This is a genomic window from Sulfitobacter sp. 1A12779, assembly GCF_043557315.1.
In the GTDB taxonomy this organism is placed as follows: Bacteria; Pseudomonadota; Alphaproteobacteria; order Rhodobacterales; family Rhodobacteraceae; genus Sulfitobacter; species Sulfitobacter faviae.
Genome location: NZ_JBIFFU010000002.1, coordinates 64,010 through 84,829, shown reverse-complemented (window position 1 = coordinate 84,829; position 20,820 = coordinate 64,010). Strand labels below are relative to the sequence as shown.

The following is a 20,820-nucleotide window of genomic DNA, read 5'->3' as shown; positions in this document are numbered from 1 at the left end:
CTGTTTTGGCTTCAGGTACTCCAACCTTCCCTACGGGGGTCTCCAGTAAGGTAGAATTGGCGTATCAGCGTCAGGTACTTTCTGAAGTCGGAGTTTTCTTTAGCGAGGCGAGAGCAAGTGGCCCAATCAACGTCCGCCCGCTCGGTGGCCGGAATGACGATCTGGCTTTCGTCCGGGTTGTTGGTGTCTAGCAATATTAAACCAATCCCGTGCAAGCCATGCAGCATACGAAGCTCACTCATGGTGTCGTCACCTGTCACTTCGGCCGAAACCAGATATCCGAAATTAGCCCATGTTGAGTTTGAAACGGCTTGGAAATAGACCTGCCGTAAGTTTGCTCTATTGATCTTGAGCTTAGCTTCGACAGACCAAAGTCGTGCTTTCGGCTGTGAAGTGGTGTCCACTAACTGTTGCACGTCGCCGTGCCAGTGAGAGTATATATCCTCCATGCAAACTAAATCCGGAAAGAGCCATTTGTTACTTCCAGATTTAAGCGTATTTGAAGAACGTCGCTCGTCAATTCGTTTACTGTATACCCCGAACTCCGAGAATAGGTAGTTGGCGAGCAGAGGGTACATGTCCTTTTCCGTGAGAGCGGCGAATGCAGGTTCTTCTTGATCAGCTTCCGGAACATCTATGTCCTCTATTTCCTGCTCTTCTGATTTCTCGCTCCAGTAGTATTTCTTAGGACGGTCGGCTGTGGTTTTCAGTTGTGGGTACCGTTTTTGAATCCTTGGCCTCTGAGAACCAATCTCCGCTACAATTTGCTGAAGTAGCTCAGCATCTGAGTTGATGGCTGCGCTTCTTCGTTTTTTCGTTTCACACCATTGAGGCTGCGTTTCAAAAATCCACTCCGCAATTTGCCTGGCCGACAATCTTAGCTCTTTTTCACTCTTGAGCCTCTGAACAATCAAACTGGGCAAACTCTTCTGCATAAGGGTTCTTTCGATAAATCCTGAAAATTCTTCGAGAATTTGAAATTCGTAATATAGAGGGTCGAAACCCAGAAATAAGCTATCTTCTATTGATAATACTGCAACTGCCGAAAACGAAAAGACCCCGCCGAAGCGGGGTCTTTCAAATGTCGCAGGTCAGATCAGACCGAAGGTTCAGGCTCCATCCCGCCATCCTTCGGCGGGGTTTTCTTACCCTTCGCCTTGGGGATCGCGGTGACGCTCGGCGCGCTGCCGGTGTCGGAGTTGTCGTCGTCGGAATCCTCTGCCGGCGGCAGGCCGTCCATGACGCGTTTAATCTCATCGCCGGTCAGGGTCTCATACTCCAGCAGACCTTGGGCCAGACGCTCGAACTCCACCTCTTTCTCGGTGATGATCTTCATCGCGCGGTCATAGCCGTCTTGGATGAACTGCTGCACCTCTTTCTCGACCAGTTCCTTGGTATTGGCTGAGACGGAGAAGCCCGCAGTGTTGCCCTGATAGCCCTGCGCGGCTTCGGAATAGTCGATGTTGCCGACCTTATCCGACATGCCCCATTGCAGCACCATCGCACGCGCCAGCGCAGACGCTTGCTGGATGTCGCCCGCCGGACCGTTGGAGACCGAATCCGGCCCGTATTTGTGGATTTCCGCCGCCTTGCCCGCCATGGCCATGGCCAGACGCTGGTGGCATTCGTCCTTGAACATGTTCAGCCGGTCGATCTCAGGCAGGCTCATCACCATGCCAAGCGCGCCGCCGCGCGGGATGATCGTGGCCTTGTAGACCGGGTCGCATTTGGGCAGCGTCATGCCCACCAACGCGTGACCGGCCTCGTGATAGGCGGTCATTTCCTTCTGCTCGGCGGTCATCACCATCGAGCGGCGCTCGGGGCCCATCATCACCTTGTCCTTGGCCTGTTCGAAATCGACCATGGTAACGAAACGACGGCCGACGCGGGCGGCCATTAGCGCGGCCTCATTCACGAGGTTCGCCAGATCCGCGCCCGAGAAGCCCGGCGTGCCGCGCGCGATGATGCGCAGGTCGACGTCCGGCCCCAGCGGGGTCTTGCGGGCATGGACCGAAAGGATCTTCTCGCGGCCCTTGATGTCGGGGTTGGGCACGGTGACCTGACGGTCGAAACGGCCCGGGCGCAGCAGCGCAGGGTCGAGCACGTCGCGCCGGTTCGTCGCGGCGAGGATGATGACACCCTCGTTGCTCTCGAAACCGTCCATCTCGACCAGAAGCTGGTTCAGGGTCTGCTCTCGCTCGTCGTTGCCGCCGCCATAGCCTGCGCCACGGTGGCGACCCACGGCGTCGATCTCGTCGATGAAAACGATACAGGGCGCGTTCTTTTTGGCCTGCTCGAACATGTCACGCACGCGGCTGGCACCGACACCCACGAACATCTCGACGAAGTCGGAGCCCGAAATGGTGAAGAAGGGCACGCCCGCCTCGCCCGCAATCGCACGGGCCAGCAGCGTCTTACCGGTGCCCGGAGGGCCCACCAGCAGCGCGCCTTTCGGGATCTTGCCGCCGAGGCGCGAGAACTTCTGCGGGTTGCGCAGGAATTCGACGATCTCCTCAAGCTCTTCCTTGGCCTCGTCGATGCCGGCCACATCGTCAAAGGTCACGCGGCCATGCTTTTCGGTCAGCATCTTGGCCTTGGATTTGCCAAAGCCCATGGCCCCGCCCTTACCGCCGCCCTGCATGCGGTTCATGAAGTAAATCCACACGCCGATCAGCAGCGCGATGGGCAAAAGCGACATCAGGAAGGTCTGGAAACCGGACTGTTGCTGGGGGCGCGCTTTGACGGGGATGTCGTTGTCGATCAGAAGCTGAGTCAGCTCGGCATCGCCGGGTTTGATCGTCAGATAGTCGGCACCATCCGCTTGCCGGAATCGCACTTGCTCACCATCCAATGTCACATTTCGGACATCCCCATCCTGTACGGAGGTGACGAATTCGGAATAGCTGACTTCGTTGTTTTGCAGCGACCCGCTGGACCCGCTGAACAGGTTGAACAGCGCCAGCACGAGCAACATCAGGACAACCCAGAAGGCGAGGTTACGAACATTTCCCAAGGGAATTCTCCTAAATTCACATGGCCGCGGGCAAGTCCCGCAACCCAAGGGGCGCCCGTTCGGGCAACCACCATACTAAGATAGACATGATGCGCTCATGTTCAATGCGATAATGGCGCGGTTTTGTTCCATTCCGCGCCGCTTTCGCGCCGGACATGCCATTTCTGGTCCAGACCGGCAAGGGGCGCGGCAAGCAGCCGCGGGCCCTGCCAGATGGCCGGGGTCGACAGCAAGGCGGCACGGGGTCGCCCAAGGCTGCGCCAATCGGGGCATTGGGCCAGCCCCTCGGGGCCAAGCGCGCGCAATTCGGCCCCGGGGGGCTCCCCTTCGGGGGGGATCGCACGCCAACGCCCGTCCCAAAGCTGATCCGGATGCACGCGCAGATCGCGCACCGCGTTATACTCACGAAAGACCCATATTTCTCCGCGCCGGAGCAGCGCCTGACACCCCGCCAGCGTGGCCGCCTGCCCTTCCGCCAACCCCGCGATGAGGGCGGCCACGGGGCCGCGGCGCGGGGGGTAAGCGCCGCCGTTGATCTGCCCAAGTGCCCGGAGCATCAGGCGGCGGCGGATCTCTTCCGGCGCGGCGAAAAAGGCATCGGCCCGCATCACCTGCGCGCCCGCCTCCATACGCAGAATATCGCCCGCGGCGCGATCGGTTTGGGCGTCCAACGCCGCCCGGGCGGTGGCCATGTTGCGCGCGACCTCGGCCAAAGTCTCTACATCGATGCCAAGCGGCGCGAGAGCATCGAGGCTTTGGCGGGTTCTGATCCGGGCATAGCGCGGGTCATCGTTGCTGGGGTCTTCGACCCAGTGCAGCCCCGCCCGCCGCAGATGATCGCGCAGGGCCGCGCGCCGGGCGAAAAGCAGCGGGCGCAGCCATGTGACACCGAACCTTTCGCTGCGGGGTGCCATGGCCGCCAGCCCATCGACCCCCGACCGCCGCGCCAAGCGCATCAGCACCGTCTCAGCCTGATCATCCGCCGTATGGCCAAGGGCCACGACGGGTAGCCCGCGCCGCACGGCCCAATCGGCCATCAGGCGATAGCGCGCCTCACGCGCGGCGTTTTGAAGATTGCCCTGACCGTTCCAGTCGCGCCAGTGCAGGGTTTCATGGGCCAGTCCCAGTCGGGCGGCATGGCGCGCGACCATGGCGGCCTCTTCCGCCGCTTCCGGGCGCAGCCCATGGTCGACGGTCACGGTCTCGAGATGGCTGCCCGTTGCCATCGCCAGCCCATGCAGGAGCGACAGCAGCGCCATGGAATCGCCCCCGCCCGAGACGGCGACGCCAAGGCGGGGCGGCAGCGCGCCGCCCAAACCCGAAAGCAACCCCTCGGTCAGCGCTGCATCAGCCGTTGCGGCGGGTGCAGTCATCTGCGGTCAGGAACAACCTAGCGTCTGGCGCTGCGCCTCGGCTTGGCTGACCTGCGGGGCGTTCGGGAAGCGCACGGCGACTTCGGAGAGGGTCACGCAGGCCTCTTGGGTCTGTTCCAACACGCCAAGGGCGCGGCCTAGTTCAAAGAGCGAACGCGGCGCCACCGGCCCTTCGGGATCGGTACTGAAGGCCGCAAGATAGGCGCGCGCCGCTTCGCGGTTGTCGCCCAGACCAGTGAGGGCTTCGCCCCGGCGCATCTCGGCCTCGGCGGCTAGCGGACCGCCGGGGTAGGTCGTATTGAAGGACGCAAAGAGATCGGCGGCGCTGCGAAAGTCACCCGATGCGAGCGCCTCCTGCGCCCGCTCGAAATCGGCCTTCTCGCTGACCGCCAGCTCTGCTTCGTTGATCGGGGTGATGATGCCGCCAGATGTACCTGCGCCACCGCTGCCGGGGGTCACTTCGACAACCTCACGGCCCGCTTCGGGGGTGGGGGCCGCCACGGCGGGCGCCTCCCCTCCGCCGAGGGTCGACGTCTCACCCAAAGCGCCCAGATCGCCGCCCTCAAGCTCGACCAAACGGTACTCCAGATCGCCGATGCGGTTGGTGCCATCGGCGACGATCCGGTTGATGCGGTTCTCCATCTCCTCGGTCTTGGAGGTGAGGCGCTGCAACTCGCTCTCCATCGTGCTGACCCGCTCCAACACAGAATTGCCGCCGGTCTCGACCGAGGCGCCGCCGGTGGTCGACAGTTCGCGGCGCAGCTTTTGCACCTCGACGTTGAGCACGGTCAGCTGCTGGCGAATATCCGCCAGCGTTTGATCGTTGTCCTGCGCCATAAGCGCGGCGGGGGCGGTCATCAGCCCCATCACGGCCACGAAGATATATCGCTTCAGCACATCGGCCTCCTTGGATTGGTCATTGCTTGGGCTGTTGCCGCGATCAGCTGGTCAGCGCGCCGCCAGCCAGCACGGTCACCGCGCGGCGGTTTTTGGCATAGCAAGCCTCGGCCGAGCAGATCTCGATCGGGCGTTCCTTGCCGTAGCTGATGGTCTTGAGCCGCGAGGCCGCGATCCCGCGCGAGATCATATATTCGCGCACCGCGTTGGCGCGGCGACCGCCAAGGGCGATGTTGTATTCGCGTGTGCCCTGCTCATCGGCATGGCCTTCGATCACGGCTTGGTAGTCGGAATTGGCCTGAAGCCATGCGACCTGCCCGTCAAGCGTGGCGCGGCCTTCGTCGGTCAGGGTGGATTGGTCCACAAGGAACAGCACCCGGTCGCCCACGGCCTGCTGGAAATAGGCGGTGGAGGTCGGGTCATTCGCGCTGCCCGGCACCACGCCGGCGTTGACCCCGGCCCCTGCATTTGCCCCGCCCATGCCATCGGCACCAAAGCGGTCAGGGTTGGTACAGGCCGACACGGCCAATGCGGAAATCAAAAGCGTGCTGGTCAGAATGCGTTTCATGGGGTCTGCCTTCTATGTGGTGGCGTTATCGTTGCTGGTATTAACACAGGCGCGGGATCATTGGAATTGCCTGCACCCGTGTGTGGCATGGGGAAACCTTAATCTTGCAGCGGTGACCACGAGGGATCAGAGCCGCCCTCGGGCGTGCGCACGGGCTTGAGGTTGCGCCCCGAAATATCGACGGAATAGAGCGAGGAGGACCCGCCCGCCCCTTGGGTTTCGCGCGCGAACATGATGACCCGCCCGTTGGGGGCCCAAGTCGGACCCTCATCGAGGAAGGAGGCGGTCAGCAGACGCTCTTCCGAGCCATCCAACCGCATGACACCGATGTGGAAGCGGCCCTTGTTCTGCTTGGTGAAGGCCACCAAATCCCCGCGCGGCGACCAGACCGGCGTGCCGTAACGCCCCTCGCCAAAGGAAATCCGCGTCGCCTCTCCGCCGGTGGCGGGCATGACATAAAGCTGCGGGCTGCCGGAACGGTCACTCTCAAAGACAATCCGGCTGCCATCGGGCGAGAAGCTCGGCGCCGTCTCAATCGCAGGCGTGTTCGTCAGGCGCACCGACTGGCCGCTGTTGATGTCCATCGAGTAGATATCCGTGTTGCCGCCTTGGCTCAGCGAATAGACCACCGTCTGACCGCTGGGCGAGAAACGTGGGGCAAAGGCCATGGAGCCTTCGGCGCTTTGCAGCGCGCGGCGTTGGACGGTGCCGATATCCAAGACATAGATGCGCGGGAAGCCACTTTCGTAGCTGGTGTAGAGCACACGGTCCCCGCTGGGCGAAAAACGCGGCGCCAGCACGATGGAGCCGGATTCGGTGAGGTATTTCAGGTTCGCCCCGTCATAGTCCATCACGGCCAGACGTTTCTGGCGATTGTCCTTCGGCCCGGTCTCAGAGACGAACACCACGCGGCTGTCGAAATAGCCGCCCTCGCCGGTGATCCGGCTATAGACCGCGTCGGCCACCTTATGCGCCATGCGGCGCCAGCCGTCGACGGTGCCGGAAAACTGCAAGCCGCCCTGCCCGTTGGCGTCGACCAACTCCTCGCCCGAGAAGACATCGTAGACGCGGAATTTCACGTTCACGCTGTTCCCGGTGACATTGACTGCCCCGGTGATCAGCGCCTGCGCGTTGATCGCCTTCCAGTCGGCATATTCGACCGGCGCATTGAAGTCGCTCACGGTGGAGATATAGGCGCTGGCCGGAATCTCGCGGAAGAGGCCGGTGCCTGTCAGGTCGTCCGAGACGACGCGGGCGATATCGACGGCCAGTTGCCCGGCCTCACCGCTTTCGGGCTGAAAGCTGGGGACGGCGAAGGGCAGCGGCTCGATGGTCGGATCGTCGATCACGATGCGCAGCGGCTCGGCGCGCGCGGTGTCCGGGGCCGCCGCGAAGACGGTCGCGGCCCCCAGTGCCAGAAGTCCCAGAAGTCTCGTCAGCATGTTATCGGCTCCTCATTGGATCGAATGTCATCTCGATGTCTTGCCACTGGCTGTATTTCTCCTGTGGCAGGTCGTAGCCGCGGCTGCCGCAGCGGATGATTGCACGTTTGGCCGCCTCGAAGGCCTGCCTTGCCGCGGCATCGCCACCGCCCGAGGCGCTGAGCATCCGGATCGACCCGATCACCGGCGTGCCGTCCTGATTCATCTGCAGCCCCACGATCACCGTGGTCCGCGCCGCTTCGGTCGACAGCGCGCCGATGTTCCAGCAGGCGGAAACCGCGACGCGCAGGCTCTCGCGCTCGCCCGAGGACAGCGGCGGGCCGCTCGGCACCGGGGCCTCGGCCTCCGGCTGGCCGAGGACTTCGCTCAGCGCATCGGCGATGGCGTCTTCGGTCGTGTCCTGCGCAGGTTCCTCGGCGGGCTCCGGCGTCGTCGTCTCCTCGGGTTCCTCCGGTGCCTCGGCCACCTCGACGGGCGGCGGCGGGGACGGACGGCGACCGGGCGGGCGGGCCGAGGCCGCCGGGGCCTGATCGGCTTCGGTCACGATCTCGGTCGTGGTGTCCTCAGGCGTCTGCGCCTCCTGCGGCTCTTCTTCGACGACAACTTCCGGCTCGGCCTCGGGTTCGGGCGCTACGGCGGGCTGTTCGTCGAGGTCGGGGCGCGCTTCGGGCTCGGGCGGGGCCACGGGCTCGGGCGCTACGCGCGGGGCCTCGCGGGGGCGGGCCTCGGGGGCGATCTCGGGCACCAGCACGGCTGTGTCGCCGATGGGCTCGTTCAGTTCGGGCGCGCTGTCGTCCACTTCGGTCTGTGGCGGCAGTTCCAGCTCGGTCACCTCTGGCGGCCTGTCTTCGGGCGGGGTTTCGGTCTGCACCGGCTCGGGCTGTTCGATCTGCGTATCCGGCTCGGCGGTGACCTCGGGCGCCTCCTCGCTCGGCGCGGGCAATGCGGGCTGGGCCACCTCGGTGGTCGAAGCGGGCGGCTGCTGGGCCGAGACGAGCGCGTCATATTCCGCCGCCGAGATCATCGAGACCTCGGTCATCTCAACCGGGTCCGGCTCGGAGGTGAAAATGTTCCCGAGCAGAAGCCAGCCGATAAGACCCAGATGCCCGGCACCTGATATGTAATGCCCGGTATGCACCGCTCAGCCACCCGACGTGTCGCTGCCGTCCATCGCCGGGCCGCCGATGTCGGTCACCAGACCGATGTTGGAAAATCCGCCCGCGTTGAGCGCGCCCATGACCTCCATGACCTGCGCATAGGGCACCGCGCCATCGGCGCGCAGGAAGACCCGGTCGCTGGCCCGTTCAGCCGCGATGGCGCGCAGCTTGGTCACCAGCTGGTCGCGCGGCGTGTCGGTGGTTTGGATTTGCACCGCGCCTTGGGCGGTGACGGTGACGGTCAGCGGCTCTTCCTGCTCGGCTGGCAGGGCCGTGGCGGCGGTCTTGGGCAGTTCCACCGGCACGCCGACGGTGAGGAGCGGTGCCGCAACCATGAAGATGATCAGAAGCACCAGCATCACGTCCACGAAGGGCGTGACGTTGATCTCGGCCATCGGCTGGGCGCGGCCGCGCCGCCGCCCCTTGCCGCCTTGCTTTTTCATGACACCCGCACCCATGGCTTAGCTGTCCAACTGGCGGCTGAGGATGGTCGCGAATTCGTCCGAGAAGGCCTCGTAGGTGCCGAGGATGCGGTCGCTGTCGGCGCTCAGCTTGTTGTAGAAGACCACCGCCGGGATCGCGGCCAGAAGGCCGATGCCGGTCGCCAGAAGCGCCTCGGCGATGCCCGGGGCCACGACGGCGAGGTTGGTGTTCTGCTGGGCCGCGATCTCGATGAAAGAGTTCATGATGCCGAAGACGGTGCCGAAGAGGCCAACGAAAGGCGCTGTGGAGCCCACGGTCGCCAGCACCGGCAAGCCCTTTTGCAGGCGCTCGGCCTCCTTGGCGATGGCCACGTCCATCGACCGGTCGATGCGCGCGGTGGCACCGGGGATCAGCGCGCCGTCCTCGCGGTGCGAGCGGCGCCATTCCGACATGCCGGCGGCGAAGATCTTCTCCGATGGCCCATCGGGATCGGCGCCAATGGTGTCAAAGAGACCGTCGAGCGGCTCACCTGACCAGAAGGCCCGATCGAACTGCGCCGCCTCGGCACGGGCTTTGCGGTATTGGATGGTTTTCTGAATGATGATCGACCACGACCAGAAAGAGGCCCCGATCAGCATGATCATTACAAGTTTGACCGTGACCGTCGCCTTCGCGAACAGACCCCACAGGGAGAAATCGATCCCCTGTGCCAATGCCAGCGTCTCTGCTTCCATTTAACTATGCTCTTTTACTGCCGCCCCTTCGGGGCATTCTGCCTCTGGGTTCTATCTCTGGGCCCTATTTTCCGGCCTCAATTTGGAGCAAAGCTAACGGACTGCAACCTAGATTGCCAGAATTATGGTATCACCGCGCCGGATCGCCGTCCGACAGGCGGAGTTTCGCTGGCAGCCGCGTGGGTTTTCCGCCCGTCGTCATGCAAACGGCGGTAACTTTGGCGCGAAAGATGACCTTGCCATCGCGCAGCACGTCTTGGTCGAACACCCAACGCACCGGCCCTTCGGCCTGATGGGTGGTCTGCACCTCCAGCCGGTCGCCAAAGCGCGCGGCGCCGAGGTAATCCGCCTCCACCCGCGTCACGACAAAGACCAGCCCCTCGTCGCGCATGGCACGTTGATCAAGGCCGATCTGTTCGACAATATCCGACCGCGCCCGTTCGATATAGCGCAGGTAGTTGGCGTAATAGACGACACCCGCCATATCGGTATCTTCATAGAAGATGCGGACCGGGAAGCTATGGCTCATGACGCCACCTGCACCCGTGCGGCAAGGCGCAGCGCGTGGCTGGCATCATTGGCGGCGTGCGGCATCACCGGGTCATAGGCGGCGCGGATCACATCCGCGACCTCAGGGCGCAGCACCAGCGCGTCGTCGGCCATCGCCAGCGGGGATTGCTCTTGAAAGGCATCCTCGGACCACAGCAGAATGACCTGCACCGCTTGGCTCAGCGCCAGCACCTGCGCGGACATGTCTTGCAGGCTCTCGTCCATGCGCAGGAAGACGAAAGCCGCCTTGATCGCGCCGTTCTCGTCAAATCGGAAGAAGCGGTACTGGTTCGCCCCCGCCGCCTGCAGCCGCTCGACCTGTGCCGCGAGGTCAGGCACCAATCCATCCATCCCCGGCACATCGAGCAGCTCCGCCCAATCGGCGAAGAAGAACATCATCAGATTGCTGCCCAACTCCGGGTCGGTTTCGGCCATGTCGTGACCGGCAAGCTTGGCCACCGCTTCGAGCGCGCCTTTCACCACCGGCAGCACCTCTTCCTCGATCCCGAAGGCCACGGGGGCGATGGGGCGGCCCCAGCGGGCAAAGGCGAACTGCCCGTCGCGGCGGGTGAAAAGGGTCTCGATCTGCTCTGCGGTCATCGTCATCTGGTCTACCTTCGCTCCGAAACGTCAGCCAAAAAGGTCGCTCTGCCCTCTGGGCGCGGCAAGCCCGAGATGGCTCCACGCCTTGGCGGCCAACATCCTGCCGCGCGGGGTACGCTGGATCAGCCCCTGCTGCAACAGGAACGGCTCAATGACCTCCTCCAGCGCATCGCGGCTTTCCGAAAGCGCGGCGGAAAGCGTCTCGATCCCCACCGGACCGCCTTGATAATTCTCAGCCATCAGCCTCAGGTAGCGCCGGTCCGCCCCGTCGAGGCCGAGGTGATCGACCCCGAGCCGGGTCAGCGCCATATCGGCCAGCTCGCGCGTCACGCGGCCATCGCCCTCCACCACCGCGAAATCCACCACCCGGCGCAACAGGCGCCCGGCGATGCGCGGCGTGCCGCGGGCGCGTTTGGCGATCTCGCGCGCGCCGCCTTCGTCCGCCGGGGCACCCAGCTTGCGCGCGTTGCGGTCGACAATGATGTAAAGCTCGTCCTCGGTGTAGAACTGCAGCCTTGTCGGGATGCCGAAACGGTCGCGCAGCGGCGTGGTCAGAAGCCCCATGCGGGTGGTGGCGCCCACGAGCGTGAAGGGCTGCAACTCGATCCGCACGGTGCGCGCGGCGGGGCCTTCGCCGATCACCAGATCGAGCTCGAAATCCTCCATCGCGGGGTAGAGCACCTCTTCGACGGAGGCATTCAGCCGGTGGATTTCGTCGATAAACAGCACGTCGCGCGCCTCGAGATTGGTGAGGATCGCGGCGAGGTCACCGGCCTTGGCCAGCACCGGGCCCGAGGTCATGCGAAAGCCAACGCCAAGCTCGCGCGCCATGATCTGCGCCAGCGTCGTCTTGCCCAAGCCCGGCGGCCCGTGGAACAGCGTGTGATCCATCGCCTCGCCGCGCTGGCGGGCGGATTGGATGAAGACCGACAGGTTCGCCCGCGCCTCCGCCTGCCCGACGAATTCGCTGAGCATTTGTGGCCGCAGCGCGCGGTCGGTGTCTTCGGGCAGCGGGTCGGGCCGCACGGTTGGGTCGATGTCGGTCATAGGGCCTCGTTATGCCGTAGGCTGCGTGGTTCTTCCAGCGGAAGGTTCACGCAGCTGCCGCCGCGCGCATTCGTGCTCACCCCTTCGGTGCCAGCAGTTTCAGCGCCGCGCGAATGAGCGCCTTGGTATCGGCCTCGGGCGTCTCGCCTGCCGCCTGCGCCACGGCGCCCGCCGCATCGCCCGGGGCATAGCCGAGGTTGCCAAGCGCCGAGAGCGCCTCGGACTGGGCAGAGGCATTGGGTGCGGCAGGTTTCGGCGCGGGGCGCGGGGCGGCGGCCTCGATCACCGCCTCGTCGGCGGCGGCCTCAGTCTCGCCCATCGCATCAGCCACGGTGCCGGTCATCGCCATGACGCCGGGCGCCTTGTCCTTGAGGTCAAGCACCACGCGTTGCGCGATCTTCGGGCCGATTCCCTTCGCGGCCTTCACCGCGTTCCAGTCACCAAGCGCGATGGCGCGGCTCACGCCATCCGGCCCCAGCGTGCCGAGGATCGCGAGCGAGGCCTTGGCCCCCACCCCCTGCACCGAGGTGAGCAGCCGGTGCCATTCCTTCTCCACCAGTGTCTGGAAGCCGAAAAGCTGCATCAAGTCCTCGCGCACCACGAGGTCGGTATAAAGCGCCACCGCCTCGCCCACGCCCGGGAGTGCGGCCATGGTCCGGTCGGAGACATAGACGAGGTAGCCCACCCCGCGCACGTCGATCAGCACGTGATCTGCCGCGCGGTAGTCGATGCGGCCCGAAAGCTTGCCGATCATGCGCTTGCCCTCGCCACCGCCTGCGCCAGCGTACTCGCCCCGCCGTGATGCGCGTGGCAGATTGCGATGGCCAGCGCGTCGGCGGCATCCGGCCCGGCAATCTCGATCCCCGGCATCTGCATCTTGACCATATGCGCCACCTGTCCCTTATCCGCATGGCCGACACCGACCACGGTTTTCTTGACCTTGTTGGGGGCATATTCGCCCACCGTCAAACCGAACTGCGCGGGCACCAGCATGGCGATGCCCCGCGCCTGCCCCAGTTTCAACGTCCCGGCGCCATCCTTGTTCACGAAGGTCTGCTCAACCGCTGCCGCTTGGGGCCGCCATGCCGTCAGCACGCGCGTAAGCTGCCCGTGCAAGGACAAGAGCCGCGCGCCGAGGTCGTCGCCTTCGGAATGGCAGATGCCATTGGCCACATGGGCGATTCGGCTGCCCGAGACGTCGATCACGCCCCAGCCCAGATTGCGCAGCCCCGGATCTATGCCGATCACCCGTATCATCTCTGCCCCTCGATAAAATTGTTGCTTTTTTGGTGCACTAGCACGAAAGGCGAACATCGCAAAGCCCTGATGCGCGGCAGGCGCTTTGCGACAGGCGCTCTGTCGCTTTTAAACCGCGGTGTCGAATTGCGCCTCTCCATGGTTCAAAACCGACATGCCGGGCGGTGAATTTTCCCCGTAATGAGAGTGGGTTAACCCTATTTTCGACCCATGCAAAAAACGCAAACCTCACTGTCGTTTTTGAGGGATTGCGCGGGGCGAATTTCGGGCATACTTGCCGGAAATTCCGTTCGGTAAGGAAGGCCACCCCGCCCCCCCCTGCCGACGCAACCTGAGATCAAACAAAGGACGGCCCCATGGCAGCTTTCGACACCACCCGCACCGCTTACGGCTCCCCCTCGGCCGTCACACGTATCCTTGGCTTTTTCGGCGCCTTCTTCGCTGCGGTTGAGGCTTGGCAAGACAGCCGCGCCACCCGCAAGGCGCTGTCGGACCTGACCGATCTTGAACTGCAAGACATCGGCTTGATCCGGGGCGATATCGACCTTGTGGCGCAGAACCACTTCGTGCGTTGACCCCGCGGGATAATCACCAGCCCAATTAGAAAAGCCGTAGCGGAGAGCCTCCGCTACGGCTTTTTCTTTACGCAAGGGGCGGTGCCCCGTTACCGCATGATCGGGCCGGTCAGCTCGGCCAATGTCTGGGTCACCGGGTCGATGGCCATCATCTTGGCGCCGATCTGCTCAAGGTTCGACCCATTGGCGAGGCGCGAGAGACGTTCGTTATAGGTCACCGGGCCGATCGCGGCGAGGGTGAAGGCTTTGAAGCCGAAAAACACTAGAACGATCAGGAAAAGCCCTGTCATCGGGAACCCCCGGCGGGCGCGTTTCGGCAAGACAGAGATCAACCCATCGCGTCCGACGCGGGTGACATATCCTCGTTCCAGCTTCCGATGCTTGCGCCCCAGAAGTTCGATCCGTTTCGCGAATTGAGCGTGTCCTTCAGCCATCACAGCCTCCGTAGCAATCCGGCCCCCACCGTTTGCTGCCAATTTGAATAAAGTCCAAATGTGGCAACAAAGCGGCAAAAGGGTCGAATGCAACGAAAATGAGGCGTTAATTATACTTTCGTTTGAAGCGTTAGTGTCGTCCAGTCACCAATGCTCTCGCGATGGGTCAGATTGATGCCGGATCGTGCATAAACCTCGATCACCTCTTCCGCCTGTTCGTTCAGCAGGCCGGAGAGAATCGCATAGCTGCCGGGTTGCAGCGCCGCCGCCATGTCAGGCGCCAGCGCCACCAGCGGTCCTTTGAGGATATTGGCGAAGACCAGATCGAAGGGCGCGGCTTCGGCCAACGCGGGATGGTCAAAGCCCGCGGCTTCCACGCAGGTCACGCGGCCCGTTAGCCCGTTGGCGTCGACATTGGCCTGCGCCACCTCCACCGCGACTTCGTCGATGTCACTGGCCAGCACGGTTTCCGGCCAGATGCGCGCGGCGGCCATCGCCAGCACCGCGGTGCCGCAGCCGATGTCGGCGACGTTGCGGCCGTGGAACCCCTCGTTCGCCAGCCGGTCGAGCGCCTTGAGGCAGCCCAAGGTGGTGCCGTGATGCCCGGTGCCGAAGGCCATGGCGGCCTCGATCAGCAGCGGCTCGCAGTCTTGCGGCACCTTGTCCGCGTCATGGCTGCCGTAGACGAAGAAGCGGCCCGCCTCCACCGGTGCCAATTCGCGGCGCACATGGGCGACCCAGTCGGTCTCGGGCAGTTCGGAGACGGTGAAATCCTTGGCCCCCATCGCCTTGGCCAGCACGGCAAGTGCCGCGGTATCGGGCGTTTCTTCGAAGTAGCCGCCGACTTCCCACAGGCCCGAGCCGTCCTCAACCTCGAAAACACCCACGCCGGTGGGCTCAGGGGTCAGCCGTTCCATCGCCTCGCCCAGAGCATAGGCGGGGTCGCGGCCTTCGAGGGTGGTGAGGGCGGTGAAAGTGGGCATGGCGCGGTCCTTTGCTACGGTGCGGTTGCGTTTCGCCTAGGGCCGCGCGCGCGCCGGGTCAAGCCATGCCGGGTTTTGCCCGTTACTCGGCGGCCTGCGGCAGGACACGTTGAAAGATCGTCTCATGCCCCGGCGCGGGGTGGCGCGGGATCAGCAGCGACAGCATCAGCGACACAGCCGCCATGCCAGCCGCAAGGAAGAACACCGCTGCCGGAGAGGCCAACCACAAGAGCCCCAAGAGCACCGGCAGGAAGACCGCGGCGATATGGTTGATGGTGAAAGCCACCGCCGCCGTGGGTGCGATATCCGCCGGATCGGCGATCTTCTGGAAGTAGGTCTTCAACGCCAGTGCGAGGGCAAAGAACATATGGTCGATGACATAGAGCGCCGCCGCGATCACCACGCCCCAGCCGAGGTAATAGACCCCGCCATAGGCCAGAAAGACCAAGATCAGTCCGATGTATTCCACCGCCAAGGTCCGGCGTTCGCCGAAATGGCCCACCGCGCGGCCCATCAGCGGGGCAAAGAGCATATTGGCGACGAGGTTGATGAGGTAGAGCATGGTGATCTCATGCACCTCAAAGCCGAAGCGTTCGACCATCATGAAGCCCGCGAAGACCACGAAGATCTGCCGCCGCGCGCCGGACATGAACTGCAGCGCGTAATAAAGCCAGTAGCGGCGGCGCAGCACCATTTTCTTGTTCTGCACCGTGGGTGCCTCAAACTGCGGATAGGCCAGCATAGCGGTGATCGCGATGGCGAGGGTGACACCGCCGCCGATCATATAGACGATGCTGTAGCTGAGGCTCAGCGTCTCCCACAGCGCCATGATCGCGAGATAGGCCACCAACGTGGCCAGCGAGCCCGCGGCCATGAGCCAGCCGATCATCCGCGGCGCGTCCTCAATCTTCAGCCATTGCAGTTGCAGCGACTGGTTCACCGTCTCGTAGTAGTGAAACCCGATGGAGCTGAGCATGGTGATCGTCAGGATGCCGCCCATGGAGGGGAAATAGGCCGTGACCGCCGTGGCCGCGCCCAGAAGCGCGAGCGAGACCAGCCCCAGCACCTGTTCGCGCATGAAGAGCAGAATGGCGATGACACCGATGGCGAAGAAGCCCGGGATCTCGCGCACCGTATGCAGCAGCCCGATGTCGGAGCCGTCGAAATCGGCGACCTCGATAACGAAGTTGTTGAGCAGCGCCGACCATGTGTTGAACGCAATCGGCATGGCCAGCGCCATGAGAAACAGCAGGGCCACGGGACGGCGCCAGAACGGCAGGCGCTTGGCCTCTTCGAGGGTGATGAAACGGGTCATGGGATTTCATTACGCCGGGGTATCGGGAATGGCGAGAGAAAAGGCACGGAGCCGGGCAGCGCCAGACCGGGGGCTGGCGCAGATGACCTTTCGGTTGGGCACTTTATGGCGGCTACTTCTATGACACATGCGCAAGCCGCCACTCCGATAGAAAAAGCGCCAGACCATGGGCCGGTCTGGCGCTGCCCGGCGGCCTTCGGCCTTGATTCCGGGCTGGTGCGCGAGGTGCAAACGTCTTGCCAGCCAGCCTCAATAAAAACTCTGCGGATCGATATCCACCGCCAGCCGCAAATCCCCCTTGAGCCGCAGCCCGCCGACCCAGCGGCTCAGCGCCTCCTGCAACGCCACGCCCTTGTCCGCCTTCACCAACAGCCGCACCCGATGCCGCCCGCGCACCCGGGCGATCGGCGCGGGGGCGGGGCCGAAAACCTGCGCCCCCACTGCACGCAAAGGCGCATCATGCCGCGCCAGATGGTTGCCCAGATCGAACACCGCCGCCGCGTCGCTGCCGCTGAGGATGATCCCTGCCATACGGCCGTATGGCGGCACCCCGGCTTGCCGCCGCTCTCCGGCCTCGGCGGCCCAGAAGGCCTCCTCCTCGCCCGCGAGAATGGCCCGGATCACCGGGTGCTCGGGCTGATAGGTCTGCAACAGCGCCGCGCCCGGCGCCTCGGCCCGGCCCGCACGCCCCGCCACCTGCCGCATCAGTTGGAACGTCCGCTCCGCCGCGCGCAGGTCCGAGCCGGTCAGCCCCAGATCAGCGTCGATCACCCCCACCAGCGTCAGCTTGGGAAAGTTATGCCCCTTGGCCACCAGCTGCGTGCCGATAATGATATCCGCCGCCCCCTCGGCGATGCCTGCGATCTCGGCCTTGAGCGCGCGGGCCGAGCCGTACATGTCCGAGCTGAGCGTCGCGATCCGCGCCTCGGGCCAGAGTGCTGCGGCCTCCTCGCCCAAACGCTCTACCCCCGGCCCCACGGGCGCGAGTTTGCCCTCGACCTCGCAGGAGGGGCAGGCCTCGGGCATCGGTTTGCTCTCGCCGCATTGGTGGCAGACCAGGCGCTTGAGAAAGCGGTGTTCAACCATCCGCGCATCGCATTGGTCGCAGCCGATCTGCTCGCCACAGGCACGGCAGAGCGTCACCGGCGCATAGCCGCGGCGGTTGATGAAGAGCATCGACTGTTCGCCGCGCGCCAATCGCGCATCGACCTCGCGCTTCATCTCGGCTGAAATCCATTTATCCCCCGGCAGCCCGGCAGCCCGCATGTCGATCGCGCCCATCTGCGGCATCACCGCCGGGCCGAAACGGGAGGTCAATTCCAGCCGCCGGTACTTCCCGGCCTCGGCATTGGCCCATGTCTCGAGGCTCGGCGTGGCGCTCGCCAGCACCACCTGCGCGCCGCAGATCGAGGCCCGCAGCACCGCCATGTCCCGCGCATTGTAGAGCACGCCGTCCTCCTGCTTGTAGGAGGTGTCATGTTCCTCATCCACGACGATCAGCCCGAGGTTCTGAAACGGCAGAAACAGGGCCGAGCGCGCGCCGATCACCAGTTGCGCGTTGCCCTGCCCCACCATGCGCCAGATGCGGCGCCGCTCGGTCATCGTGACGCCGGAATGCCACTCGGCGGGCTTGGCGCCGAAACGCTCCTCGACGCGTTCGAGGAACTGCTCAGTGAGCGCGATCTCGGGCAGCAGCACCAATGCCTGCCGCCCCGCTTGCACCGCCGCTGCCACGGCTTCGAGATAGACCTCCGTCTTGCCCGAGCCGGTGACCCCGCGCAGAAGCGTCGTGCCGTAGGTCTCGGACTTGATCCCCTCGCGCAGCACCGCCGCCGCCTTGGCCTGATCCTCGGTCAGTGCCTTGCCGGGCAAGGATGGATCAAGCCGCCGGAACGGCAGATCGCGGGGGCTTTCCTCCTCGCGCACCGCACCTTGGTCCACCAGGCCCTTCACGACCGAGGACGTCACCCCGGCCATCTCAGAAAGCTCCTTCAGCGTGAAGGCCAGATCGCCATATTCCTCTAGCACCGCCATGACCCTTTGCCGCGCATCGGTCATGCGCGACGGCATACCATCGCCGGCGCGGTAAATCTTGCGCATCGAGGGCGGATCGCCGAGGCCCGGCGCGCGGGTCGCCAACCGCAGCATGGCGGGCAGCGGCGTCAGCGTATAGGCAGCGGACCGCAGCAGAAACTCTCGCATCTCCTCCCGCATCGGCGGCGCGTCGAGCACCCGGATCACATGGCGCACCTTGTTGATGTCGTAGTCCCCGGCCCCCGGCCCCCAGACCACACCCATCACCTTGCGCGGCCCCAACGGCACCTCGACAAAGGCCCCTGCATGGCAACCGCCCTCGGGCGCGCGATAATCCAGCGCGCGGCCCAAAGGCTGGGTGGTCATCACCGACAACAACTCACCATGGTGGTAGAATTCAGCCATACCTGCCGCATGCTCCGTGTCGCTTGGGGGAATTGAGGCTTTAAGCATCGCAGATCATGCGGTAAAGCCAAGGCAACGAATTGACCCGATAGCGATCACATTCCAACCCGGAAGGAAAGCCCATGAAATTCTTCGTAGATACAGCCGAGATCGACGCCATCGCCGAACTCAACGACCTTGGCATGGTTGACGGCGTGACCACCAACCCCTCTCTGATCCTGAAATCGGGCCGCAACATCCTTGAAGTTACCAAAGAGATTTGTGACCTCGTCGATGGCCCCGTCTCCGCTGAAGTCGTGGCGCTGGAAGCCGACGCGATGATCGCCGAGGGCCGCAAACTGGCCGAGATCGCCGACAATATCACCATCAAACTGCCGCTGACATGGGACGGGCTGAAAGCCTGTAAGGTTCTGTCGGGCGAAGGTCACATGATCAACGTGACACTCTGCTTCTCGGCGAACCAAGCGCTGATCGCGGCCAAGGCGGGCGCGACCTTCATCTCGCCCTTCATCGGGCGTCTGGACGACATCAACCTCGATGGCATGGACCTGATCCAAGACATCCGCACCATCTATGACAACTACGGTTTTGAGACGCAGATCCTCGCCGCCTCCATCCGCAGCGTGAACCACATTCTGGACGCCGCGCGCATCGGTGCCGACGTGATGACCGCGCCGCCCGAGGTGATCAAGAAACTGGCCGCGCATCCGCTGACCGACAAGGGGCTGGAGCAGTTCATGGCCGATTGGAAAAAGACCGGTCAGAACATCCTCTGATCCGGCCTTAACGCGCGAACATCAAACCCCTTCCGCCCGTGGCGGAGGGGGTTTTTATTTGCCTTAGGCCGCGTTCCCTTCGACCGTTAGGTGATCGCCCGACCACAGGCCCGGGCGCACCTCGGCCTCTGCAGCACCCGCGCGGATGCGGCGGCACTGTCCCACGGGAATTGCGGGTGCTTGCAAAACCAAATCCATGCCCTGCGCCGCTGTCTGGGGCGGCAGGGCCGCATGCATCCCGTCCAAAGCCACCGAAACGTCGCAGGGCAGGTAAACGCTCGCCCCGCCCACGCCGGTATCCTGCTGCCACGGGGTCAGCGGCGCGCCCACTGCGCCGACACAGCAAACGGCGGTCTGCAATTCAATGGCCCGCGCCCGTGCGCAACTGAACACGCGGTTATAGCCGGTGATCATATCGGTCTTGGCGGGAATGATCACCAGATCGAGGTTCAACTCCCCCAGTTTGGACCAAAGCGCGGTATATTCCGCATCGAGACAGATCGCGATGACACAGCGCAAACCGTTCCACTCGAACAGGTTGATCCCCGTGCCCGCGATGGTCACGCCGCTGGCGCCATTCGCCTCAAGTGGGGTCAGGCTCAGCTTGTTCTGCACTTGCAGCCCGCCATCGGGGGTTAGAAACCACGCTTGATTGAGGTAACCTTCGGGCGCATCGACCGAAGGGAAGGCCACGGGAAAGGTGCCGGGCAGCAGGGCCACGCCGGTTTGCTCAACCATGCGCCGCATCGGGTCGAGCGCCAGCGTGGCGGTCTGCGCGAGCCAGCCAAGCTGCTCTTCCGCAGGCAGGTCGGCGGGGGCGAAACTCAGCCACTGCGCGCAGCAAAACTCAGGCATCACCAAAAGCTGCGCCTCACGCGTGGCGGCCTGTTGCAGGCGCGTCTCGACACTGGCGAGCCAGCTTTGCAGCGAGTCCGGCGCGACCTCAAGGTTGGCGGCCCAAAGATCGACAGAGACATGTTCCATGTAAGATTTCCTCTCCCGGCAAGGACCTGTCCCACCGCATCCGGGGATATGCGGCAGGCTTCGATCAGCTACGCGCGGCCCTACGGCTGAAATCCGCGCGTCGACCGGGGCCAACACGTCTGCGCCGCTTTTGTTCCGCCGGGCTTCGTTCTACATCCCGGCTTGACGCAAGGCGGCAACAAAGACCGCAGGCGGCAGGACCCGTGATCAATTGGGGGCAGATCTTGACGCCCCAGCATGCTATGACACCG

General features: G+C 64.1%; 21 protein-coding genes. 2 read left to right on the top strand and 19 right to left on the bottom strand.

Annotated elements, in window-relative coordinates:
• Positions 1–11 precede the first annotated feature (11 nt).
• From ACGYLQ_RS03070 to ruvC, 14 genes are all read right to left on the bottom strand, one after another.
• The gene (locus tag ACGYLQ_RS03070) at positions 12–935 is read right to left on the bottom strand and encodes a COG2958 family protein (protein WP_394440354.1); all 924 of its coding nucleotides are present in this window, start codon (positions 933–935) and stop codon (positions 12–14) included.
• Between the two features lie 161 nt (positions 936–1,096).
• Entirely contained in the window at positions 1,097–3,013 is a 1,917-nt protein-coding gene (gene ftsH / locus ACGYLQ_RS03065) for an ATP-dependent zinc metalloprotease FtsH (RefSeq protein ID WP_067262909.1), read from the bottom strand.
• Between the two features lie 101 nt (positions 3,014–3,114).
• Positions 3,115–4,386 (bottom strand): tRNA lysidine(34) synthetase TilS, encoded by a 1,272-nt coding sequence (tilS, locus tag ACGYLQ_RS03060; protein WP_394440352.1) that lies wholly within the window; start codon positions 4,384–4,386, stop codon positions 3,115–3,117.
• 6 nt (positions 4,387–4,392) lie between these two features.
• Entirely contained in the window at positions 4,393–5,253 is an 861-nt protein-coding gene (gene ybgF, locus ACGYLQ_RS03055; RefSeq protein WP_394440880.1) for a tol-pal system protein YbgF, read from the bottom strand.
• A 73-nt stretch (positions 5,254–5,326) separates the two neighbouring features.
• Positions 5,327–5,851 (bottom strand): peptidoglycan-associated lipoprotein Pal, encoded by a 525-nt coding sequence (pal, locus tag ACGYLQ_RS03050; protein ID WP_067262930.1) that lies wholly within the window; start codon positions 5,849–5,851, stop codon positions 5,327–5,329.
• Positions 5,852–5,949: 98 nt separating this feature from the next.
• Entirely contained in the window at positions 5,950–7,293 is a 1,344-nt protein-coding gene (tolB, locus tag ACGYLQ_RS03045) for a Tol-Pal system beta propeller repeat protein TolB (RefSeq protein WP_394440350.1), read from the bottom strand.
• Between the two features lies 1 nt (position 7,294).
• Positions 7,295–8,332, bottom strand: a complete 1,038-nt coding sequence (locus ACGYLQ_RS03040) for an energy transducer TonB (RefSeq protein WP_394440348.1) — start codon at positions 8,330–8,332, stop codon at positions 7,295–7,297.
• A 102-nt stretch (positions 8,333–8,434) separates the two neighbouring features.
• Positions 8,435–8,908, bottom strand: coding sequence for a protein TolR (gene tolR, locus ACGYLQ_RS03035; RefSeq protein ID WP_209218187.1), 474 nt, complete (start codon positions 8,906–8,908; stop codon positions 8,435–8,437).
• Between the two features lie 3 nt (positions 8,909–8,911).
• Positions 8,912–9,607 carry a protein TolQ gene (gene tolQ / locus ACGYLQ_RS03030; protein WP_271688060.1) on the bottom strand — a complete coding sequence of 232 codons (696 nt, stop codon included), beginning with the start codon at positions 9,605–9,607 and terminating at the stop codon, positions 8,912–8,914.
• Positions 9,608–9,737: 130 nt separating this feature from the next.
• Entirely contained in the window at positions 9,738–10,136 is a 399-nt protein-coding gene (locus ACGYLQ_RS03025; RefSeq protein ID WP_209218189.1) for a YbgC/FadM family acyl-CoA thioesterase, read from the bottom strand.
• Positions 10,133–10,756: a hypothetical protein gene (locus tag ACGYLQ_RS03020; RefSeq protein ID WP_394440878.1), complete on the bottom strand. Its 624-nt coding sequence runs from the start codon at positions 10,754–10,756 to the stop codon at positions 10,133–10,135. Before ACGYLQ_RS03020 ends, ACGYLQ_RS03025 begins: the two co-directional genes overlap by 4 nt.
• 30 nt (positions 10,757–10,786) lie before the next feature.
• On the bottom strand, positions 10,787–11,806 hold the full coding sequence (gene ruvB, locus ACGYLQ_RS03015) for a Holliday junction branch migration DNA helicase RuvB (protein WP_271693148.1): 1,020 nt from the start codon (positions 11,804–11,806) through the stop codon (positions 10,787–10,789).
• Positions 11,807–11,882: 76 nt separating this feature from the next.
• Positions 11,883–12,560, bottom strand: a complete 678-nt coding sequence (gene ruvA / locus ACGYLQ_RS03010) for a Holliday junction branch migration protein RuvA (RefSeq protein ID WP_067263546.1) — start codon at positions 12,558–12,560, stop codon at positions 11,883–11,885.
• Positions 12,557–13,063 (bottom strand): crossover junction endodeoxyribonuclease RuvC, encoded by a 507-nt coding sequence (ruvC, locus tag ACGYLQ_RS03005; RefSeq protein ID WP_067263543.1) that lies wholly within the window; start codon positions 13,061–13,063, stop codon positions 12,557–12,559. The genes ruvA and ruvC overlap by 4 nt, the downstream gene beginning before the upstream one ends.
• Before the next feature lie 356 nt (positions 13,064–13,419).
• Between ruvC and ACGYLQ_RS03000 the strand changes: the two genes are divergently transcribed.
• Positions 13,420–13,638: a DUF1127 domain-containing protein gene (locus tag ACGYLQ_RS03000; protein ID WP_209218191.1), complete on the top strand. Its 219-nt coding sequence runs from the start codon at positions 13,420–13,422 to the stop codon at positions 13,636–13,638.
• 89 nt (positions 13,639–13,727) lie between these two features.
• Here the strand turns inward: ACGYLQ_RS03000 and ACGYLQ_RS02995 are convergent, their stop codons facing one another.
• The 4 genes from ACGYLQ_RS02995 to ACGYLQ_RS02980 all read right to left on the bottom strand — a co-directional run bounded on the left by ACGYLQ_RS02995 (position 13,728) and on the right by ACGYLQ_RS02980 (position 18,809).
• Positions 13,728–14,072 (bottom strand): hypothetical protein, encoded by a 345-nt coding sequence (locus tag ACGYLQ_RS02995; protein ID WP_271688065.1) that lies wholly within the window; start codon positions 14,070–14,072, stop codon positions 13,728–13,730.
• 110 nt (positions 14,073–14,182) lie between these two features.
• Positions 14,183–15,055 (bottom strand): 50S ribosomal protein L11 methyltransferase, encoded by an 873-nt coding sequence (locus ACGYLQ_RS02990; RefSeq protein ID WP_394440346.1) that lies wholly within the window; start codon positions 15,053–15,055, stop codon positions 14,183–14,185.
• Positions 15,056–15,137: 82 nt separating this feature from the next.
• On the bottom strand, positions 15,138–16,370 hold the full coding sequence (locus ACGYLQ_RS02985) for an MFS transporter (RefSeq protein ID WP_394440344.1): 1,233 nt from the start codon (positions 16,368–16,370) through the stop codon (positions 15,138–15,140).
• A gap of 249 nt (positions 16,371–16,619) precedes the next feature.
• Positions 16,620–18,809 (bottom strand): primosomal protein N', encoded by a 2,190-nt coding sequence (locus tag ACGYLQ_RS02980; protein ID WP_394440342.1) that lies wholly within the window; start codon positions 18,807–18,809, stop codon positions 16,620–16,622.
• A gap of 122 nt (positions 18,810–18,931) precedes the next feature.
• On the opposite strand from ACGYLQ_RS02980, the gene fsa reads away from it, so the two are divergent.
• Positions 18,932–19,585, top strand: a complete 654-nt coding sequence (gene fsa, locus ACGYLQ_RS02975) for a fructose-6-phosphate aldolase (RefSeq protein ID WP_067263530.1) — start codon at positions 18,932–18,934, stop codon at positions 19,583–19,585.
• Between the two features lie 63 nt (positions 19,586–19,648).
• Here fsa and ACGYLQ_RS02970 read toward each other — a convergent pair whose 3' ends face one another.
• On the bottom strand, positions 19,649–20,569 hold the full coding sequence (locus ACGYLQ_RS02970) for a nitrilase-related carbon-nitrogen hydrolase (RefSeq protein ID WP_394440340.1): 921 nt from the start codon (positions 20,567–20,569) through the stop codon (positions 19,649–19,651).
• Positions 20,570–20,820 lie beyond the last annotated feature (251 nt).

What these genes read in the sequence shown, in the direction of transcription:
- ACGYLQ_RS03070 (WP_394440354.1), bottom strand. Translation starts at nt 935, where the DNA reads ATGCAGAAGAGTTTGCCCAGTTTGATTGTTCAGAGGCTCAAGAGTGAA.
- tilS (WP_394440352.1), bottom strand. Translation starts at nt 4,386, where the DNA reads ATGACTGCACCCGCCGCAACGGCTGATGCAGCGCTGACCGAGGGGTTG.
- ybgF (WP_394440880.1), bottom strand. Translation starts at nt 5,253, where the DNA reads ATGGGGCTGATGACCGCCCCCGCCGCGCTTATGGCGCAGGACAACGAT.
- pal (WP_067262930.1), bottom strand. Translation starts at nt 5,851, where the DNA reads ATGAAACGCATTCTGACCAGCACGCTTTTGATTTCCGCATTGGCCGTG.
- tolB (WP_394440350.1), bottom strand. Translation starts at nt 7,293, where the DNA reads ATGCTGACGAGACTTCTGGGACTTCTGGCACTGGGGGCCGCGACCGTC.
- ACGYLQ_RS03040 (WP_394440348.1), bottom strand. Translation starts at nt 8,332, where the DNA reads ATGACCGAGGTCTCGATGATCTCGGCGGCGGAATATGACGCGCTCGTC.
- tolR (WP_209218187.1), bottom strand. Translation starts at nt 8,908, where the DNA reads ATGGGTGCGGGTGTCATGAAAAAGCAAGGCGGCAAGGGGCGGCGGCGC.
- tolQ (WP_271688060.1), bottom strand. Translation starts at nt 9,607, where the DNA reads ATGGAAGCAGAGACGCTGGCATTGGCACAGGGGATCGATTTCTCCCTG.
- ACGYLQ_RS03025 (WP_209218189.1), bottom strand. Translation starts at nt 10,136, where the DNA reads ATGAGCCATAGCTTCCCGGTCCGCATCTTCTATGAAGATACCGATATG.
- ACGYLQ_RS03020 (WP_394440878.1), bottom strand. Translation starts at nt 10,756, where the DNA reads ATGACCGCAGAGCAGATCGAGACCCTTTTCACCCGCCGCGACGGGCAG.
- ruvB (WP_271693148.1), bottom strand. Translation starts at nt 11,806, where the DNA reads ATGACCGACATCGACCCAACCGTGCGGCCCGACCCGCTGCCCGAAGAC.
- ruvA (WP_067263546.1), bottom strand. Translation starts at nt 12,560, where the DNA reads ATGATCGGCAAGCTTTCGGGCCGCATCGACTACCGCGCGGCAGATCAC.
- ruvC (WP_067263543.1), bottom strand. Translation starts at nt 13,063, where the DNA reads ATGATACGGGTGATCGGCATAGATCCGGGGCTGCGCAATCTGGGCTGG.
- ACGYLQ_RS03000 (WP_209218191.1), top strand. Translation starts at nt 13,420, where the DNA reads ATGGCAGCTTTCGACACCACCCGCACCGCTTACGGCTCCCCCTCGGCC.
- ACGYLQ_RS02995 (WP_271688065.1), bottom strand. Translation starts at nt 14,072, where the DNA reads ATGGCTGAAGGACACGCTCAATTCGCGAAACGGATCGAACTTCTGGGG.
- ACGYLQ_RS02990 (WP_394440346.1), bottom strand. Translation starts at nt 15,055, where the DNA reads ATGCCCACTTTCACCGCCCTCACCACCCTCGAAGGCCGCGACCCCGCC.
- ACGYLQ_RS02985 (WP_394440344.1), bottom strand. Translation starts at nt 16,370, where the DNA reads ATGACCCGTTTCATCACCCTCGAAGAGGCCAAGCGCCTGCCGTTCTGG.
- ACGYLQ_RS02980 (WP_394440342.1), bottom strand. Translation starts at nt 18,809, where the DNA reads ATGGCTGAATTCTACCACCATGGTGAGTTGTTGTCGGTGATGACCACC.
- fsa (WP_067263530.1), top strand. Translation starts at nt 18,932, where the DNA reads ATGAAATTCTTCGTAGATACAGCCGAGATCGACGCCATCGCCGAACTC.
- ACGYLQ_RS02970 (WP_394440340.1), bottom strand. Translation starts at nt 20,569, where the DNA reads ATGGAACATGTCTCTGTCGATCTTTGGGCCGCCAACCTTGAGGTCGCG.